At 28.2% G+C, this 18,009-nt stretch carries 22 protein-coding genes; 9 read left to right on the forward strand and 13 right to left on the reverse strand.

From position 1 onward, the window contains the following. Nucleotides 1–7: 7 nt before the first annotated feature. The 4 genes from AACH12_RS11520 to AACH12_RS11535 are packed head-to-tail and all read right to left on the reverse strand — an operon-like array spanning nucleotide 8 to nucleotide 1,307. Nucleotides 8–241 carry a Na(+)/H(+) antiporter subunit B gene (locus AACH12_RS11520; RefSeq protein WP_338535556.1) on the reverse strand — a complete coding sequence of 78 codons (234 nt, stop codon included), beginning with the start codon at nucleotides 239–241 and terminating at the stop codon, nucleotides 8–10. Further along, nucleotides 222–584 (reverse strand): monovalent cation/H(+) antiporter subunit G, encoded by a 363-nt coding sequence (gene mnhG / locus AACH12_RS11525; protein ID WP_338535557.1) that lies wholly within the window; start codon nucleotides 582–584, stop codon nucleotides 222–224. Before mnhG ends, AACH12_RS11520 begins: the two co-directional genes overlap by 20 nt. 1 nt (nucleotide 585) lies before the next feature. Further along, the gene (locus tag AACH12_RS11530; protein ID WP_338535558.1) at nucleotides 586–834 is read right to left on the reverse strand and encodes a monovalent cation/H+ antiporter complex subunit F; all 249 of its coding nucleotides are present in this window, start codon (nucleotides 832–834) and stop codon (nucleotides 586–588) included. Beyond that, nucleotides 831–1,307, reverse strand: a complete 477-nt coding sequence (locus tag AACH12_RS11535; RefSeq protein ID WP_338535559.1) for a Na+/H+ antiporter subunit E — start codon at nucleotides 1,305–1,307, stop codon at nucleotides 831–833. The genes AACH12_RS11530 and AACH12_RS11535 overlap by 4 nt, the downstream gene beginning before the upstream one ends. Before the next feature lie 501 nt (nucleotides 1,308–1,808). On the opposite strand from AACH12_RS11535, the gene AACH12_RS11540 reads away from it, so the two are divergent. Together AACH12_RS11540 and AACH12_RS11545 are read left to right on the forward strand one after the other, a co-directional pair. After that, the gene (locus tag AACH12_RS11540) at nucleotides 1,809–2,936 is read left to right on the forward strand and encodes an HD-GYP domain-containing protein (RefSeq protein ID WP_338535560.1); all 1,128 of its coding nucleotides are present in this window, start codon (nucleotides 1,809–1,811) and stop codon (nucleotides 2,934–2,936) included. A gap of 59 nt (nucleotides 2,937–2,995) precedes the next feature. Beyond that, nucleotides 2,996–3,733 carry a flagellin gene (locus AACH12_RS11545; protein ID WP_338535561.1) on the forward strand — a complete coding sequence of 246 codons (738 nt, stop codon included), beginning with the start codon at nucleotides 2,996–2,998 and terminating at the stop codon, nucleotides 3,731–3,733. Between the two features lie 117 nt (nucleotides 3,734–3,850). Here AACH12_RS11545 and lipA read toward each other — a convergent pair whose 3' ends face one another. Then, a complete protein-coding gene (lipA, locus tag AACH12_RS11550) occupies nucleotides 3,851–4,726 on the reverse strand; it encodes a lipoyl synthase (protein ID WP_338535562.1) in 876 nt (291 codons plus the stop codon). Between the two features lie 13 nt (nucleotides 4,727–4,739). Further along, nucleotides 4,740–5,738, reverse strand: a complete 999-nt coding sequence (locus tag AACH12_RS11555) for a lipoate--protein ligase (protein ID WP_338535563.1) — start codon at nucleotides 5,736–5,738, stop codon at nucleotides 4,740–4,742. A 287-nt stretch (nucleotides 5,739–6,025) separates the two neighbouring features. Here AACH12_RS11555 and AACH12_RS11560 point away from each other — a divergent pair, with 287 nt between their 5' ends. The 6 genes from AACH12_RS11560 to AACH12_RS11585 all read left to right on the forward strand — a co-directional run bounded on the left by AACH12_RS11560 (nucleotide 6,026) and on the right by AACH12_RS11585 (nucleotide 11,105). Further along, nucleotides 6,026–6,517: a helix-turn-helix domain-containing protein gene (locus AACH12_RS11560; RefSeq protein WP_338535564.1), complete on the forward strand. Its 492-nt coding sequence runs from the start codon at nucleotides 6,026–6,028 to the stop codon at nucleotides 6,515–6,517. Nucleotide 6,518: 1 nt separating this feature from the next. Further along, nucleotides 6,519–8,966: a heavy metal translocating P-type ATPase gene (locus AACH12_RS11565; protein WP_338535565.1), complete on the forward strand. Its 2,448-nt coding sequence runs from the start codon at nucleotides 6,519–6,521 to the stop codon at nucleotides 8,964–8,966. A gap of 229 nt (nucleotides 8,967–9,195) precedes the next feature. Continuing rightward, nucleotides 9,196–9,405 (forward strand): heavy-metal-associated domain-containing protein, encoded by a 210-nt coding sequence (locus tag AACH12_RS11570; RefSeq protein WP_338535566.1) that lies wholly within the window; start codon nucleotides 9,196–9,198, stop codon nucleotides 9,403–9,405. 121 nt (nucleotides 9,406–9,526) lie between these two features. Next, nucleotides 9,527–10,222, forward strand: a complete 696-nt coding sequence (locus tag AACH12_RS11575) for a nitrite/sulfite reductase domain-containing protein (protein WP_338535567.1) — start codon at nucleotides 9,527–9,529, stop codon at nucleotides 10,220–10,222. Beyond that, a complete protein-coding gene (locus AACH12_RS11580) occupies nucleotides 10,215–10,868 on the forward strand; it encodes a hypothetical protein (RefSeq protein ID WP_338535568.1) in 654 nt (217 codons plus the stop codon). The genes AACH12_RS11575 and AACH12_RS11580 overlap by 8 nt, the downstream gene beginning before the upstream one ends. A 45-nt stretch (nucleotides 10,869–10,913) precedes the next feature. Then, nucleotides 10,914–11,105 carry a DUF1858 domain-containing protein gene (locus AACH12_RS11585; protein WP_338537387.1) on the forward strand — a complete coding sequence of 64 codons (192 nt, stop codon included), beginning with the start codon at nucleotides 10,914–10,916 and terminating at the stop codon, nucleotides 11,103–11,105. A gap of 226 nt (nucleotides 11,106–11,331) precedes the next feature. Here the strand turns inward: AACH12_RS11585 and AACH12_RS11590 are convergent, their stop codons facing one another. The 6 genes from AACH12_RS11590 to AACH12_RS11615 all read right to left on the reverse strand — a co-directional run bounded on the left by AACH12_RS11590 (nucleotide 11,332) and on the right by AACH12_RS11615 (nucleotide 15,424). Next, the gene (locus tag AACH12_RS11590) at nucleotides 11,332–11,634 is read right to left on the reverse strand and encodes a YerC/YecD family TrpR-related protein (protein WP_338535569.1); all 303 of its coding nucleotides are present in this window, start codon (nucleotides 11,632–11,634) and stop codon (nucleotides 11,332–11,334) included. 181 nt (nucleotides 11,635–11,815) lie between these two features. Then, on the reverse strand, nucleotides 11,816–12,628 hold the full coding sequence (locus tag AACH12_RS11595) for a ZIP family metal transporter (protein ID WP_338535570.1): 813 nt from the start codon (nucleotides 12,626–12,628) through the stop codon (nucleotides 11,816–11,818). A gap of 98 nt (nucleotides 12,629–12,726) precedes the next feature. Further along, nucleotides 12,727–13,134, reverse strand: a complete 408-nt coding sequence (locus AACH12_RS11600; RefSeq protein WP_338535571.1) for a MarR family winged helix-turn-helix transcriptional regulator — start codon at nucleotides 13,132–13,134, stop codon at nucleotides 12,727–12,729. Between the two features lie 18 nt (nucleotides 13,135–13,152). Beyond that, nucleotides 13,153–13,872: a lysophospholipid acyltransferase family protein gene (locus tag AACH12_RS11605; RefSeq protein WP_338535572.1), complete on the reverse strand. Its 720-nt coding sequence runs from the start codon at nucleotides 13,870–13,872 to the stop codon at nucleotides 13,153–13,155. Nucleotides 13,873–13,893: 21 nt separating this feature from the next. Continuing rightward, the gene (locus tag AACH12_RS11610; protein WP_338535573.1) at nucleotides 13,894–15,036 is read right to left on the reverse strand and encodes a DUF2225 domain-containing protein; all 1,143 of its coding nucleotides are present in this window, start codon (nucleotides 15,034–15,036) and stop codon (nucleotides 13,894–13,896) included. Continuing rightward, nucleotides 15,029–15,424, reverse strand: a complete 396-nt coding sequence (locus tag AACH12_RS11615) for a Crp/Fnr family transcriptional regulator (protein WP_338535574.1) — start codon at nucleotides 15,422–15,424, stop codon at nucleotides 15,029–15,031. Before AACH12_RS11615 ends, AACH12_RS11610 begins: the two co-directional genes overlap by 8 nt. Before the next feature lie 158 nt (nucleotides 15,425–15,582). On the opposite strand from AACH12_RS11615, the gene AACH12_RS11620 reads away from it, so the two are divergent. Continuing rightward, entirely contained in the window at nucleotides 15,583–16,287 is a 705-nt protein-coding gene (locus AACH12_RS11620; RefSeq protein WP_338535575.1) for a hypothetical protein, read from the forward strand. Between the two features lie 98 nt (nucleotides 16,288–16,385). Here the strand turns inward: AACH12_RS11620 and AACH12_RS11625 are convergent, their stop codons facing one another. Then, entirely contained in the window at nucleotides 16,386–18,008 is a 1,623-nt protein-coding gene (locus AACH12_RS11625) for a class I adenylate-forming enzyme family protein (RefSeq protein ID WP_338535576.1), read from the reverse strand. Nucleotide 18,009: the final 1 nt, after the last annotated feature.

An 18,009-nucleotide genomic window follows, 5' to 3' on the forward strand; every position in this document is an offset into this window, starting at 1 on the left:
CGTTTTTTTACTCAGAAATCCTCTTATACGATAAAATAAAGATTGCAGTAGTTATACCAGCTCCAATTGAAGCTTCTGTAATTGCAACGTCTGGTGCATGCATAAAAATAAATGATACAGCAGAAACTAATGATACAACCGCAAAAATAATTATTGCTTTTAGTATACTTTTAGTAATTACGACCCAAATAGCAGTAATAACCATTACTAAAGATAATAAACTAGCTAATACTATCATCATTATTATCACCTCCGTCTTCTTCTAGATCTACTTTAAACCTATCTTCAAATGCATTTTCGCTGAGAATAAAATTTTCTTTATTTCTTATTAACGCTGCCCTAGTTATTTTATGCGAAGAAATCGGTCCTGTTGCAAAAAAGAATAAGGCAATAATCACTAGTTTAAATCCCCATGCTGGGTGAAAAAATATAAGACCAATTAAAAATGATACAATACCCAGAGTAGAAGCTTTCGTTCCTGCCTGAGATTGATTTAAAACGTCAGGCATTCTAAAAACGCCAAGTCCACCTAAAAAAAGGAATATGGCACCTATTGTTAAAAATATATAACCAATAATTGTCACTTTATAAGCCCCCTTCTAAATATCTTGCCATTGCAATTACAGACGTAAACGATAAAATCGCATACACTAACACAACGTCTAGTAGTAATCCATTATTACTTAGATGAGCAGCAATCAATAAAATTGCAGAAGTAATAGTAGTCAGTGTATCAACAGCAACTACCCTATTTTCAAGTTCTTTTCCTTTTATAATTCTTAGAATTGTTAGAATTACTCCAAAAAGAATCAATCCAGTAATCAAATACATCATTTGTCAAGCGCTCCTTTCAACGTTTTTTCAAACGGCAACAAAATATCATCAGCATCTGAAACCTTTTTTCCATCAACAACATGAATATAAAGTTCATCGCCAACCAAATCAATTGTTAGTGTTCCTGGTGTCAACGTTATTGAATTAGCAAGAACTGCTTTTCCAAGTTCAGATCTAATACTTGTTTTCACCTTAACAATTTTTGGTGAAATAGGTAAACTTGGTGTAAGTACAATTTTTGCAATTGAAAAATTAGCTTTAATTAATTCCCAAGCAAAAATAAAAATAAATTTAAAAACATAAGGAATTCCAGAAATTTTATACATTTCTTTACCTTTAATTCTAATAGAAACTAGTAAAGAAATACTAAAACTTAAAATAATGCCTACTATGAGTTCTTGAAAAGATAGTGGAAAAACTAATCCAGCCCAAAAAACAAATAGAGTAATAAAAAGTAATATAAAATTACCCATAGGTGCACACCTCCGTTAACAATATGCTAGAAAAATATATCAATAAAACTTTACAAATAATTTTTGTAATTTATACCCCCCTCATTAAATTTAGAATAACTATCTAAAATATATCATCAAATAAATTGTATACATATTAGATTATACTGTATACAATCTTAATTTCTCCTTTTTCATTTTACTTACTTATGATAGATAAGTCAATCACAAACATTGGTAATTCTTAAGCATAGCCTCAAGTTTGTTAATATTAACACAATCGTTTTTTTATCTTATATTGATGTAATGTAGATACTATCACAATTGTTAAAAAAATTTTTTTTAGAAAAAACTAGCCCTTTTTACCACCCTATCCCACAGGGTGGTATTTTGAACGTTCTTTTATAAAAAAAAATAAATCAAAAAACATTTTTTTAACACACTTTTTTTGTAATCTTTATCGATAAATTAGCAATCTTAGTATGTTATACTATAGTTATCATTATAAAAAGGATTGATAATATGAGAATTGTTCCTGTTAATTCAGTAAAAGGTGAAGCATATCTCGCAAGAGATCTATATAATTCAAAAAGTAAAGTACTTCTAAAAAGAGGTGTATTACTTACAGAACATTTACTAAAAAAAATTCACAACAATAATATTTACACTATATACATTGAAGATAAGTATTCTAGTGAATCTATTAAAGAAGTAATAAAGCCTGAGCTACGAATTAAGGCAATTGAAACAATAAAAGAAACTTTTAAAAATATTGAAAAAGATAATAGATTTTCAAAAAAAGAATCACAAGGACTAAAAAAAAATCTTGGTATAAGAAGAATGGAAAAATACTTAGATAATATGAAAAGCATTTCAGAAAGTATTATTGAAGATTTAACTTCTAATACTAACTTACTAGTAAATTTAGTTGACTTAAAAAATGTAAGTACTTACACTTATGAACATTCCGTAAATGTTGCTATTATTTCTCTAGTTCTTGGCATGGAACTTAAATTTTCAAGAAATGAGCTTCAAACTTTATTTATTGGCGCCCTTCTACACGATATTGGAAAAACTCTATTACCAGAAGAAATTATAAATAAAGAAGAAAAATTGTCAGAAACTGAAAAAGAATTAACTAAAACACATTCACAACTCGGATATAATTATCTTAAAGAAAATTTTGCTCTGTCAACAAAATCAAATATCGTGGTTTTACAGCATCACGAGCGTTTTGACGGTCTTGGTTATCCAAATGGAACTTATGGAAAAGCAATTCATTTATATTCAAGAATAGTTGCAGTTGCAAATGTTTTTGACTCTATGACTTCTGATAAACCTTCTAGTAATGCAATTATGCCAAATGAGGCATTAGAATTTATAATGGGTAATGCTGGCAAACAATTTGATTTTGAAATAGTAGATATTTTTTCAAAAAAAATAATGCTTTATACTGTAGGAACTCTAGTCATGCTTTCAAATAACGCCCCTTGCGTCGTGGTAAGTCAAAATACAAACTTACCTCTAAGGCCAAAGGTAAAAGTAATTGATAAAAGGCGAAAAGATTACAATGAAATTTACGATTTATCTATCAAAACAAATATTGTAATTAGTTCAGTTATATACAATTATTCTGACGAGAATGTTTAAAAAGAGTATTTTGGGGTATACATACCTAGAGGTAGATGATAATTTGTGAGGAGGCTCATATGCGTATAGATAATAATATTAAAGCTATAAATAATATTTTGGCTGGAAATGCATCTAGCAATTCTCCAGCAAATATTGCTATTAATGAAGGGTTAAAGGCAAAAGAAAAGGGTTTTAACCAAGCTATTAACAATACGAAAGATTCAATTAATCTTGCTAATACTGCAGAAGGTGCTCTAAACACTGTCAATGATTCACTTCAAAGCATAAAAGAACTTGCTATTCAAGCATCGAATGGAACCCTTAATAATGATGATAAGGTTGCCATTCAAAACCAAATTGAAGGTCTAAAAAGTTCAATCAAAGATACTTTAAAAAATACTGACTTTAACACTATAAAAGTTCTTGATAATGGTTACGATGGCAATGTGCAAAATAGCCCTAATGCAAATCAGAGTGAAAATATGAAAATCGAAACAACTACACTTGATACTATTGGCATAAAGGATTTTAATGTCCTTGATAGTAATTTCGATATTGGTAAAATAGATAGCGCAATTGATAAGATAACAAAATCAAGAACTGAGATTGGTGCAAAAGTAAATTCACTTGAAACTTCAATTCAATCAAATCAAGTTGCTAGAGAAAATACTTTGTCTGCAAAAGAAAGCTTAAGTGATGATATCGCAAGCCAAATGATGGATTTAAAAAAATCTCAAATTCTTCAGCAATTTAAAAATTTTGCTCAAACAAATAAAATACCAACAAATAATAGCGCACTTAACCTTCTTGGTTAGCAGTCAACTATTAGGATTTTAAGTAACAAAAGAGTAGTAAGCCGAGTGTGGCTCACTACTCTTTTTAACATTTTTTGTAAACACAACTTAAATATTGTAAATCACTTAATTTAACTACTAATTACTCTTCCTATTTACAACTGCTTCAAAAAATTCAGAAGCATTATAAGAACTTCTTACTAGTGGAGCTGAAGCAACAAATTTAAAACCTTTTTTAAGGGCATATTCCTTGTAATCATCAAATTCTTCAGGACTTACATACCTATCAAGTGGAAAGTGATCTTTTGACGGTGGTAAATATTGACCAATTGTAAGAAAATCTATATTTCTACCACTTAAATCATCTATTAATTTGTACACTTCTTCTTTCTTTTCTCCAAGTCCTAGCATAAATCCAGTTTTAGTATAAATATTAGATCTATCTTTAACTTCACTAAGTAAATGAAGTGATTGTTCGTAGTCTGCTTCGGGTCTTACTGATGAGTATAACCTTTCTATAGTTTCAACATTGTGATTTATTATGTCTGGCGACGATTTAATAACATTATCAAGACTTTCACTACAACCTTGAAAATCCGGAATTAATACTTCTATAATAGTATCTTTACTCGTATTTTGAATTGCTTTAACTGTATTATAAAAATGCATTGAACCACCATCATCTAAATCATCTCTAGTAACAGATGTTATTACTGCGTGTTTTAAACCCATTTCTTTAACTGCTTTAGCAAGTCTTTTTGGTTCTTCCATATCAACTGTTTCAGGTTTTCCGCCACTTATATTACAAAATTTACATCCTCTTGTACAGTTATTGCCAAGTATCATAAAGGTAGCAGTCCTTTTACTAAAACATTCTAGTCGATTTGGGCATGCAGCCCCTTCACAAACCGTATTAAGATTATTAGCCTTAAGTATTTCATTTACTTGCACTAGCTTTTTAGTATCTTTAATTTGAACTTTTAGCCACTCAGGCTTTCTTTGATATTCTTTCATTTTCTTTCCTCCATTAAAATAATAACGAAACTATTTCATCTAAAGTAATATTAGAAAAATATTCATCTATATTAAAATCACTTAATTTATTTTTAATATCTTCTTTATTATGATTTACTCCAATCAATACTTTTTCAATATCTACAGTACTTTTTTGAGAGAAAAAATCTCCATTGAATTTAATTTTATAAATTTTTGCATTTTTAACTTCATAAGATGCTTCAACAATACCACCTTTAAACTTTTCTTCATTATAAGAAGAATATTTTGGTGATTTTCCATAGTTCCACTCGTAAGTTAAGTACTTCTCTTCCATTAACTTATCAATCTCATTTAAATCTTTCTCAGTAAATTTATAAAAAGAAGCATTATAGTTATTTTTAATGTGTTTGTTAATAAGATCTCTAAAGCCTAAAATATCAAGTTCTTTATTTTCTTCATTTAAATACTTATTAATATTAGTTACTCTTGATTTAACTGAATCTATTCCTTTACTCTTATATTTAATTTGGCTAGGATTAATAGCACTTACCAAATCTTTTAAATCTGCGCTATAAAGAAGTGCACCGTGATGAAGCACCCTATTTTTATATTTATACTGGGCGTTTCCAGATATTTTCATACCATCAACGACTAAATCGTTTCTTCCCGAAAATTCTGCATTAACTCCAATACTTTTAAGTACTTCTAAAATTGGAATCGTAAATTTTCTAAAATCAGTAAAAGAACTTTTATCTTCTGCTTTATCATCCGTTTTAATAAAACCAAATGCAATATTGCCTAAATCAAAAAAAACTGTTCCGCCTCCAGTAATTCGCCTTACAACACCTATATTATTTTCTTTTACATAATCATAATTTATTTCTTTAAGAGCATTTTGATTATTACCTATTAATATAGATCTTTCACCTCTCCAAAGCATAAATATATCATCATCAAAGTTTTTCATCATATATTCTTCAGCTGCTAGATTAAAAAATGAACTCGTATTATCATTTAAAACAATTAACATAAATAGCCTCCTATTTGTCAAACATATATATTAACCTCTTCCATTGTACTACATATTTTTATCTGAGCAATATATTTTATACAATAAAATTATTTTTGTAATTTTTAACGTATATAAATATTTTTTTAACGAAATTTAATTATATGTTAACTTTATTAAATTATTGCAGTTCAATCGGACAATTTTGTACATTTTCTTTTGTAAAAAGATATTATTGTCCATTTATGTCTTGACATGTACAAAATTGGGGTGTATAATAAAAATATAATTACTAGGAGGAGAAAATTATGAACAATCCTTATTATTCTGTAGACGAAGTAGCTAATAAACTTGAAGTTCATGCTAAAACCATTAGAAGATATATTTATAGTGGAAAAATATCAGCCAAAAAAATTGGAGGCCAGTGGAGAATTTATCAAACTGACTTAGATGAATACATTAGTTCTACTACTAGAACTTGTCATCATGCAACTTCTAATAACCAAGAACTTATTAGCGAAGATGATTTTTGTGTTTTTATGGATAACCATTTATTTGATCCTTCTACAAAAATACAACTGTGTATTATAGTAGATTTATTTATTAAAGACAAAAGTGAAATTAAAGATATTACTAACGAAATAATGGATGCATTAAATGAGTTCGAAAATGATGACTATAACAATCGATATAATTACGTTTTCGATAAAAGTGAAAATAAAGCACGCTTTGTTCTTTGGGGCAGTCCATCTTTTATGGAAACAGTTACTAAAAAATTAAAAAAATTTGAGGTGAAATAATATGACAATAAAAAAAGAATATTTAATTGATGGTATGACATGTTCTTCTTGTTCAGCTACTGTTGAAAAAGTTACTTCTAAATTAGAAGGCGTTAATTCATCAGTTGTAAATTTAACTACAAAAAAAATTACTATTGAATTTGATGAAAATTTAGTTAGCCAAAAAGATATATTTGAAAAAATTGAAAAAGCTGGCTACGAGCCAAACATCATAATCAATGAAAAAAGCATAGTTATACCAGTTGATGATATGACTTGCTCTGCATGTGCTATCGCCGTTGAAAAAGCAATAAATAAATTAGATGGAATTATTTCTGTCACAGTTAACGGACTAGCAGAAAAAGCTTATATTACTTATAATAGCGATTTGCTTAGAATTTCAGAAATCAAACACGCTATAAAAAAAGCTGGTTATGTTCCAAAAACAATCGAAATTGAAAAAAACGAGGATGATATTAATAGTAAAGCTAAACTTGATATTATGTGGGTAAAATTTATCGTTGCAATTTCATTTGCTATTCCTTTACTTTATATTGCAATGGGACATATGTTAAAATTACCTTTACCAAGTATAATAAATCCGCTTTACTATCCACTTAATTTTGCTTTAATTCAAATTTTACTACTTATACCTATTGTCATCGCTGGAAATAAGTTTTATACAATTGGATTTAGAACACTTTTTAGCGGACATCCAAATATGGACTCTCTAATCGCTATTGGTACAAGTGCTGCAATAGCATATGGAATATATGCAACTTATATGATTTCAAATGGCAATATAGAATATTACAAGGATTTATACTTTGAAACTGCTGGAATAATCATTGCATTAATTATGCTTGGAAAATCTTTAGAAAATAGATCTAAAGGTAAAACTTCTGAAGCAATAAAAAAATTAATAGATTTAAAGCCAAAATTTGCAGTTGTTTTACATGACGGTGAAGAAATTACTATACCAATTGACGAAGTTGAAATTGGTGATATTGTAAGGGTAAAACCTGGAGAAAAAGTACCCGTTGACGGGATAATCACAAAAGGTTTTTCTAGTATTGATGAATCTATGCTCACTGGCGAAAGTATCCCTGTTGAAAAACAAGTTGGAAGTAGTGTTTCTGGTGCAACAATTAATAAAAATGGTCTTTTAGAAATTGAAACTAAAAAAGTTGGAAAAGATACAGCAATATCTAAGATAATTGAATTAGTTGAAGGTGCTCAAGGTACAAAAGCGCCAATTGCAAAATTAGCCGATGTTATATCAGGTTATTTTGTACCAATAGTAATACTTATTGCTATAATTTCTTCAGTATCATGGTATATAGCTACAAAAGATATTAACTTTTCACTTAAAATATTTATTGCAGTTCTTGTTATAGCATGCCCTTGCGCACTTGGTCTTGCAACACCTACTGCCATAATGGTTGGTACCGGTAAAGGTGCAGATAATGGAATTTTAATCAAAAGTGGTGTTTCACTTGAAACTGCACATAAAATCACGACAGTTATATTTGATAAAACTGGAACTATAACTAAAGGAAAACCTGAAGTTACAAAAATATTAACATTTAATTCTCATTCTGAAAATGAAATACTTAAAATAGCAGCTTCTGCTGAAAAAGGATCAGAGCATCCACTTGGAGATGCCATTGTTAAGAAATTTGAAGAACTCAACACTCCATTTTTAGAGGTTACTTCTTTTGACAACATTCCTGGTTACGGAATTGAAGTATCACTTGAGAATAACGTTAGTGCAATTATTGGCAATAAAAAAATAATTGATAAAAATAAAATTAACTTGCCTTCTAATGATATCGTTACAAAACTTGCTAAAGAAGGAAATACACCGATATTCGTTGCAATAGACGGTATTTTAGCTGGAATAATTGGAGTTTCTGATGTAATAAAAGATACAAGTTTAGAAGCTATAAACAATCTCCATAAACAAAACATAAAGGTTGCAATGATTACTGGAGATCATAAGGATACTGCAAATGCGATTGCAAAACAAGTAAATATTGATATAGTAATTGCTGAAGTATTACCAGAAGATAAGGCAAATGAAGTCAAAAAGCTACAAAATGATAATTCAATAATAGCTATGGTTGGAGACGGAATAAATGACGCCCCAGCTCTTGCACAGGCTGATGTTGGAATTGCAATTAGTTCCGGAAGTGACGTTGCCATTGAATCGGCTGATATTGTTCTAATGAAAAATGATCTTAGAGACGTTTCAACTGCAATTAGTTTAAGCAAAGCTACTATTAGAAACATCAAACAAAATCTATTTTGGGCATTTGCATATAATACTGCAGGTATTCCACTTGCTGCTGGAGTAGTATATTTACTTGGTGGACCACTATTAAATCCAATATTTGCTGCTGCTGCAATGTCTATGAGCTCAGTATCTGTTGTTACTAATGCTCTTAGACTAAGGCATTTTTCAAAGTAAGTTTCGCTCTTCACGCCAAAGGCGTAAGGCAAGCTTAACTTATTTTGAAAAATGTACATCTTAAAACATATATATTTTTTATAAACTCGTTTAGCTAAAGCTAAACATTGAGGAATCAAATGAAGGATTTACTAAAGTCTGATTTAAAAATTCCCACTTATAAAAGTGGTGTCTTAACTCTAAAAACTAAGAATAACTTATTAAAACTATTTTACTAACGGAGGTTAATATGAAAAAAACTATTACAATTAACGGAATGTCTTGTCACCACTGTGAAATGCGAGTAGAAAACGCTTTAAAAGAATTAAATATTGATGTCATTTCTGTAAGTGCCAGCGAAAACAATGCTATCGTTGAACTTAGTGATGATTTTGATACAAAAAAAATTGCTGAAACTATTGACGATGTGGGCTATGAAATGATTGATATTAAATCTTAATGAAAAATTTTAAAACCGTAACTATTGTTACGGTTTTAACTTTGTAAAATAGTCTATAATACAAATGTAGTAGTTAATAATTTATCCATCAATTATTTTAAATAAAATAAAGGAAGGTATTATGAATCCCAAAAATGCCGTACTTCAAAAGGTAAGAAATAATAAAAGAACTTATGGTATCACTCCAAGAATTCCTGGTGGTTTTGTAACTCCAGAAATACTTATAAAAATCTCAGAGGTTTCTAAAAAATATAATGGCACTATAAAAATTACTAGTGGTCAAAGGATAACTATACTTGGATTAAATGCAGAAGATATTGATAATATTTGGCAAGAACTTGATATGGAACCTGCAATATTATCATCCTATTCAGTAAAAAATGTTGAAATTTGTCCTGCCTCATTTTGTAAGCGTTCAAGGCAAAATTCAATGAAGCTTGGTTTAAAACTTGAAAAACGTTTTTACGGTGCTCCTTGTCCTAATAGAACTAAAATTGGAGTGGTCGGTTGCTTAAATGGTTGTTCTAGCGTACATGCAAAAGATATTGGCCTTCTGGCTAATGAAGAAGGTTTCATAGTTGTTGCTGGTGGAAGTGCTGGATATAATCAACGCCTATCTGATACAATTGCTAGAAATCTTTCAGAAGATGAAGCTTTTTGTATGGTAGAATCAATTTATGAAGTTTACAATGAAAAAGCTGATTTTGGACAAAAATTAGGTCCATTTATAGATAAAATTGGATTAGATAGTTTTAAAGAACTTGTTTTTAAAGTATATAATAGTAAATTAACTAAAAAGGAGAAGATCAATGAGTAAATTTTTAGCACCAATTCATACATGGTTATTTAATAAAATTAAATTACTTGAATCAATTGAAAAAGATATAAGAAGTCTTAAAATACTTACTGAAGAGGAAAAAAAAGCTCTTTACACTACTCTATCAAATAAGTACGGAGAACTACTGGACGAAAGACCAATTGAAGAATTAATTGATACAGACAATATTCATGGATGGCTTCAGGGTAGAATAAAAATAGCTGAAACTCGCCAAAGTGAACTAACATTTGCTTTACTAAATAAAAATAAAGATACTGCAATGAATGAATTACTATCAATTTATAAGAATTACGGATTTGAATCTGCAAAAAAAGTAAATATTGATAAAAACATTAATGAACCTGAATTTATACTCAATTCAACTAATAATTTTCTAGTAGAAGGTATGCCATGCGATAGAATAAATACAATAACATTAAATACAGAAAATGAACTTAATTGGAATTCAGCAAGATGCTTACATGAAGAATATTGGAATTCAACTGGAAACAATGTAGAAGTTTACTATAATCTTAGAAAATCATTTATTAATGGATTTATTGATGGCCTTAATTTGAACTATAATTATGATTTTGATATAATTAAGACCACTACACTTAATAGTATTAATCATTCAATCAAATAACAGCATTAGTTGTTTTTATAACTACAACATTCTCAAAAGGAGGAAATTATGATTACTAAAGACTCACTTATAGGCGATATAATAATGAAATATCCAAAAGCAGTAGAAATACTTATGAATAATGGCATGGGATGCGTCGGTTGTCCTTCTTCGCAAATCGAATCTATTGACCAAGCTGCTGCTATACACGGCATGGATATTGAAAAATTATTAGAAGAATTAAATAAAGCACTATAGTATTCACATAAATGAATTTCTTGGATTCAGAGGGAGTTTTTACTCCCTCTTTGAATCTTAGAAAACATAACCCAGAGCCTTTTTAGAGTTCTTTATCCCCCACTTTTTAAGAAGTGGGGGTATTAGAACTCTAAGGCATCGGATAAAAAGAAGGGATTAAGTGTTATCAACTTAACCCCTTCTTTTTTACATACTAGTTTAATCACATTGCAGTACTCAATAGCTTCTATTTGTTTTCAATAAGTCTATCGAGTATTAAATTGTAACCACCTTGACCACCCTGAATACTTTTATTTACTTTACTAATTGTTGCAGAGCTTGCATAGGTCTTTTTTTCAATTTCAATCCACTTTGTATTATTTCTTAAACATTTTGCAATAGATAATCTTTGAGCCATAGATAAAAGTTCATTAATAGTGCAGATATCTTCAAAAAATTTATAGCATTCTTCTCTATTATTAAGCGAAAGGATGGCATCAAATAAATCGTCCATTTCTTTTGACTTAAGCTTTGAATTATATGTATTCAAATTATTTCCTCCTTATAAAGCACAACTTACTACTTCAATTATATTTAATGAAGAAAGATTTGTAAAGAAAATTGCCTATAATTTTATCAATGAATACTATAAACTAAATAATACTATATTAAATAAAAAAATCTGATTAAAAATATATCTTAATCAGATTTTTTATAAAACAAGAATTTTTTTAACCAAGTGCTACATCTAGAATCATCATAACAGAAAAACCTACCATTGCACCAATAGTTGCAACATCTGTTTTATGATCTGATTGAGCTTCTGGAATAAGTTCTTCAACAACAACGTATATCATTGCTCCAGCCGCAAAAGCAAGTGCATACGGCAAAATTGGTCTCATCATAATTACTAAAGCCGCTCCAATAACACCTGCAATTGGTTCAACAATTCCAGATGCCTGACCATACATAAACGCTTTAAACCTAGACATATTTTCCCTTCTTAAAGGTATAGAAACTGCTGCACCTTCAGGAAAATTTTGTATACCAATACCTATCGCTAGTGCAACAGCACCTGCAAGCGTTGCTGATGGAAGTCCATATGCAACTGCTCCAAAAGCAACTCCAACTGCCAAACCTTCTGGTATATTATGTAGGGTTATTGCAAGTACCAATAAAATACTTCTTTGCCAGCTTGTTTTAATACCTTCAGCTTCTTCAATTTTAAGTCCCAAATGTAAATGTGGAAGAAGTTTATCTACTAAAAATAAAAACGCTCCACCACCTAAAAATCCTACTGCTGCTGGGACCCAAGGAATTACATTCATTTGTTCTGCCATTTCAATTGATGGGGCAAGTAGTGACCAAAAACTTGCTGCAATCATAACACCTGCTGCAAAACCTAACATCCCATTTAAAACAGTCTTATTAATTTTCTTGAAGAAAAATACCATCGATGCCCCAAGAGCTGTAACAAACCATGTAAATAATGTTGCAAATAAAGCCTGTATTACAGGAGAATATCCTATTAACCAATCAAACATTTTATCACATCCTATTTATATTTTTTAATCTATTTATAGAATATCATATAAATTTACCATTGTAAATGTAATGAAAATAAATTTACAATCATTACATTTCATATATTTTTAATCATACTTCTTATTACACTCAATAAATGTACTTCTTCATCTTTTTTTATTTTTTTTAATACTCTTTTCTCTATTATTAAAACAACTTTCCTTGTCTTTTTATAATTATCTAATCCTTTATCGGTAATCACTATATTTCTTAGCCTTTTATCTTCCGTATTAACCACTCGTCGAACAAAGCCTTTCATAAGCAAAATATCAATAATACCAGTTAAGGTCGATCCTTTAATGCCTATTATATTTAGCAATTCTTTTTGAGATAAATCACCTTTTTTATATAAATTTTCTAGTAATAAATACTGCGAATATGTAATATCATATTTACTCAATTTATTATTATATTCAGTTTTAATCATTCTTGAAAATTCATTTATAGTATTAAATAAATTAGACATCTTTTCATCCTTTCAAATTTAGATAGAAAGTTTATTTTCAATAATACTTTTGAGGTTATTTGTTATTTCAAATGTATCAAGAGTTTTATATTCATCATTTAATATTGGTTTTTCAATAATAAGTTTTACTTTAGATGATCTTATAGTTTTACTTCCTTTTGGCATAATTTCTTTAGACCCATTTATAATAATAGGCACAATTGGAACGCCTGATTTTATTGCCAATTTTAACGCTCCAGCTTTAAATTCCAATAAATTTCCATCTTCACTTCGCGTACCTTCTGGAAACACAACTATTGAATATCCTGATTTTAATAACTTTATACCCTTAATTATAGATTTTGCAGATTGTCTTATATCACTTCTGTCCATAAATATACAATTTATCTTTTGCATCCATCTATTTACTACAGGAAATTTTTTTAATTCTATTTTTGCTATAAAGGCTTTTGGTTTATCAATTTTTGCAAGTAATATTGGTATATCAAAATTACTTTGATGATTACTTACAAAAAGAACCGGACCTTCTTTCGGTATATTTTCTTCACCAATAATTTCAACTTCTACTCCTGCTAATCTAATTAATTTATCACACCACTCTTTTACAATAATAAAACTTCTTTTTTGAGATTCTTCTATAAGCCCTTTACTTTCCATTTTGTTTATTTTAGAAAGTTTTGGAAGCGATTTTACTAAACTACCCATAAAATACATAAACCACACTAGTGTTCTAAACATATATAAATTTTGTATAATAATTTAATTATTATAACTCTCCTTTTTATTTGAATATATTTTTTTTATTGAAATTAATCTATTGTTTAATTCTTGTTTTAATATCTTACTTGCTCCCTTTACCTGTGTTCCTTTTAGCAAGTAGTCTCTTGCGGTTCTTATATCACCGTCTTCAAAATACAAAGTTCCAATTTTCATTGTTAATTTTACTTCATCATTAGGATTAATATATTCTGTTGAATTAAACCATGCATCTTCATAATATCCACGAAGAATTCTTTTTGCTTTATTTACATTCTCTTCATCTTCAACGTCTTCTAGCAACCATACTATTGATTGCCAAAGCCTTGCTTTTAAAAAACTTGAATTACTAAACATATTTATTATTCTACTAAGATAAAAATAATCCTTAAAAACATCATTTATTGAAGTTTTTACTAACCTTAATTCAGAAACATTTCTAGGAAGCTTTTCCCTAAGCTCTTCTCTAACTTTATTATTTATCTTGTAAAAACTATTTTGAAAATTAGCATAATTACAAAGCGGACAATGCCAAATTTGATACCATAATTCATCTATTCCATCATATATTTTTCTTCCATCTTCTAATTTAACCTTAAGTTTTAATTTTGAATATTTAATTTGATTAACCTTAAATTTCTCTCTGCAAACTGGACACTCTACTTCCTTATCAAATAAATAAATTACGTGTTCTTTTGGTATTGCCTTTCTATAAACTCTATCTGTTTCGACTACAAAATCATCCTCTATTTTGGATATCATAAACTCTTTATCATTATTAAAAATCTTAGTTGATGATTTATTTATTAATTCTTCATTAGCTAACTTCAATTCATTACTTAATTGTTTTAATAAATCAAAAGACATAATTGAATTACGAGAAACAAAATTTTCGATATTTGATTTATCAACTAATTCAAGCTCGACATCTTCTAAGCACACCGCAGTATAACTTCTAGAAATTTCTGAAAAAAATTCATATGCACCAAAAAAAGAATTAGGCATAATTTGTTTATATGCAAAGTTTGATTCATTATTTTCGTCAATTAGATTAATAGAACCTTTTAATACAAAATAAAATGATAAAGCCATCTCACCTTTTTTATAAACAATTTCTCCACTATTTAATACAACTTTATTAATCAATATTTTCCACCACCAAATTATCGATTTTATTTTTAACTACATTAATTCTTTCTGACAAAGTTTTCATCATATTAATAGCATATTTCGGCTCTAATGTAACAAATTCATTAAAATTTTCTTCGACTATTTCTAATGCTATAACTTTACTAAGTGCACATACACTTGCAGTTCTTTCTTCTTCATCTATAATTGACATTTCTCCAAAAAGTCCACCTGGACCTAGCTTTGCAAGTACAATTTTAGAATTTGTTACATCATTTGTTATATATATTTCAACTTCTCCGCTTAGAATTATATATGTGCTTTTTGAATCTTCACCTTCGTAAAAAACGTGCTCATCTAGTTCAAAGTTCACAATTTTTCCTACTGATTTTAAATTATTATTCATATTTTCACCTAGCCTAGTCAAGAAATATTTAAATACTTAGCTTCATAACTATTATATTATTTTAATTTAGGTAAAGCTATAATTATTTTATAATGTAGATAAATTTTACTATACTTTTTTTGATATAATATACTATAATTAAGTATGGAGGAGATTATATGAAATTTATTAAGAGTTTATTTAAGTTTGTATTTGGAACAATTTTACTTATTGTTGTTCTAGTAGGCGTTGCTTTTTATTTTATAAGTAGTCCTAAAAAAACAATTGATATTACATGGACCAAAGATGATTTTAACACCTATGTAAATAAGGGTGGTATCACGTTTGATGATTCGCATGCATCTGTAGAAGATATTTTTGCTAATAATTTATTAACTGAAGGAATCACAAATGTAAATGCTACTTTTACTAACGAAGAAGCTAGCGCAATTGCTAATATGTCTTCAAATGGAAATTCAATAATAAAAAACGTAAAGATACATTGTCTTGGAAACGATGAACTTGAAGCTTCAGCTGTAATTGGTGATATAACACCACTTATAAATAAATTTCCTGCTCTCAAAAAATATGAGTCTGCCTTAAAACTTATTGAAAATAAGCCAATTTATGCACATTCAACTCTATTTTTCAATAAATCTACTGGTTTATTTGATGGGGTAACAAAAGAACTTTATATTGGTAAAGTTAAAATACCAACCGACAAAGCAAATGACAATCTTAAATATGGTGGTAGTGCTATAAACAAGGCTTTAAAGCAATTGAAAGGTTTTTCAGTAAAAAAATTCAAAGTTACTAGCGAAGGTTTTAAATTTGATGGAACTATTCCAAAGAAGATTGAATCAGCTGGTTCACTTTTAAACTAGTATTTATTAAAGGTTTCAATTTTAAAATTAATTTCTTAAAATTGAAACCTTTTTTAATGAAAATTTAAACTTTTAATGTTCCGCTCATAACAATTTATTTATTTATTTTTTTTACTCATACTTAAATAGTCATTTTTTTTAAGCAAAGTTTGGTCAATACTACTAACAAACTCAATTTCTCTAGGAACACTCCACCTTGAAAGATTTTTACTTAAATTGTTCAGAATCAATTCTTTAGTCACATTCTTAGCATTATATTTATCTAAAACAACAAATGCTTTTAAATATGATATATCATTTTTTTCTGCACTAATAACACATGAATCAAAAACTCCGTCTATTGAGTTTATACATTTTTCAATTTTTGCTGGAAAAACTTCATGTGCCAATATTTTAATCATCCTTTTTACCCTATCAACAAAATAAATATATCCTTGACTATCTATATATCCAATATCACCACTATAAAGCCATCTAAGATTTTTTTCAACCTCAATATTAGTATTTTTTTCACCAAAATATCCAAGCATAACTGTATCAGAAGAAATGCATATCTCTCCCACTTCATTTGCTCTTAATTCTTTTTTACTAATTCTATCAACAATCACTATATCTACGCCTACATATGCAATTCCTACACTACCTCTTTTGCTCTCATCACTTGGCATTAAAGTGCATGCACCTACGCATTCTGAAAGTCCATAACCTTCTCTAAGTAAAATTGATGAATTCTTTTCCTTAAGCATTTCATTAAATTTATCAAGTAAGTTATCATTTAATTTTGATCCTCCGCAGTATAATCCTCTAAAAAAACTTAAATCTACATCGATGTCTTTTAGTAAATCATATATCTTTGCATACAATTTGGGAATTCCTAATATGTAATTTGGTTTGACTTTTAATAATGTTTTTTTAAATAATTTATCTTTATAATATGGAAGTAAAATCAATGTATCTCCAACAAAAAAAGTAGTATGAATGCAATTTACAAGCCCATAGCCATGAAATATTGGTAAAATACCAAGAACTTTATCTTGCTGATTTGAGTTAATTTTATATTTACTCGTTTGAAAAGCAGCAGCATTCATATTTTTACTTGAAAGACGCACTCCTTTTGTATTACCTGTAGTCCCACCAGTAAATAATATTGTTGCAGTTTCACAAAATTCAATATTATTTTTTATATCTTTATTTTCCATATCATTTTTTTTACTTTTATTAGTCAAATAATAAAAAGTATTATTATCTAAATTTATTCTAAATCTATAATACAATTCTTTAATTTTATAATAATACTTATATTTAATTGGTAAAAAATCACTAATTTTTACTAAAATTAGCTTTGTTTTTATTTTATTATTTTTAAGTTCATTAATTTTTTCATACATGCTATCCAGAATAAATATTATTTTAGGTTGCATTTTTAACAGAATTTCACTGTTTTCATTTATAGGCATATTTGGATGAATAAAATTTGATATTGCTCCAATCTTATTTATAGCATAATATAATGTAATTGAAATAGGCATATTAGGTAAGTAAATTGATATTATATCACCTTTTCTTACTCCTATTTTATTTAAAAATGCTGCTAGTTCATTAATATCCTTAAAAAAATCTTGATAGGTTTTAGAATATCCTAAAAAATCATATGCAATTTTATTTTTATTTTTAATTGTACTCTCTTTAATAACTTGATATATACTTTTTTCTATTATCATA

This window comes from Helicovermis profundi (assembly GCF_033097505.1).
GTDB lineage: Bacteria > Bacillota > Clostridia > Peptostreptococcales > Acidaminobacteraceae > Helicovermis > Helicovermis profundi.